This is a genomic window from Allomuricauda sp. TY007 (assembly GCF_010468565.1).
Taxonomy (GTDB): Bacteria; Bacteroidota; Bacteroidia; order Flavobacteriales; family Flavobacteriaceae; genus Flagellimonas.
Genome location: NZ_WUEG01000046.1, coordinates 1 through 1,013, shown reverse-complemented (window position 1 = coordinate 1,013; position 1,013 = coordinate 1). Strand labels below are relative to the sequence as shown.

1 protein-coding gene is annotated in these 1,013 nt (G+C 52.6%); it reads right to left on the bottom strand.

Annotated features, from left to right (window positions below; translation table 11 throughout):
• Nucleotides 1-1,013 (bottom strand): PAAR-like protein (locus tag GO009_RS17355; RefSeq protein ID WP_163627966.1); only part of this gene is annotated, 1,013 nt, incomplete at both ends.

The window sequence follows — 1,013 nt, the reverse complement described above, 5'->3', positions numbered from 1 at the left end:
GCTATCGCCCTTGTCCACAAAGGTGTACAGTTTTTCGTATACGGGGTCGCTCTGTTTTTCCTTGTGGTACACGGTCCAGTTGATGCCCAGTTTTTGGTTGTCCCCCGGTGTGCCCTTGGTGTATTCCTTCACCTTTAGGACAATGCTTTTTTCATCTTTATGGTACTTGGCTTTGCCATCCGCTGTTTCTATGGAATCTACGCCCGCTGCCCCTTCGTCCTCAAACTCGCCCGCTGCCAGTTTTTCGATCTGTTCCTTGGTGAGCATACCGTTGGTGGCCAGCTCCACGATCTCGGGCGGGGTGGCCGCCATATCGGCGGCGGTRATYTCCTCTTTYTGTCCGGTGGAAAAAAAGGTCACGGTCCCKCCAAAARCGCATTTGCCCTCGCTTTCCTCTGTAAGGGCCGTGCCCCCGGCCTGTTCCACCCTTATGGCCTCGTAGCTGTTCTCCCATTTTTGGATGTTGGGGATACAGGGGTTGTGGCTTGCTCCACTGGGCTGCTTTTTGCACTTGCCAAAGGTRSMTTYGGKRGTTTCAAAGGGGAGCGGAAGGTCTGCCGTTGTGGCCAGGAGTTTTTTATCACCGTCCTTATCGTTGATATGGAGGATTTTGTGGCTGGATACTTTAAATTTGTCCTTGGCCTTCRAATCAAGGCTCATGTTGCACATGCACTCCGCATCGTTCGCTATAAGATAAACGCCCGCTTTGCCCTGCTTGCCGGARCCTTGCGCTCGGTCCTCTTCTTGGGCACTGTCGRGYATTGTGTCTTCTTCCTGTTCCTGCTCCGTCGCGGTGGCCTGTTCTTGGGTTTCTTGGGCCTGCTCTTCTTCCTTGGGAAGGTCCATGGGAATGTTGATCACCTGGCCAAGCTTTAAATGGCTCCAGTCCACACCAGGGTTCGCTTCTTCGATACGTGCCCTGAACGTATTATAACCCGCATTGGGATGGTGCTTCCTGTAATCGGACAGGTGCTCCGTGATCAAATTGTCAAGATATTGAACCTGTCCATGTT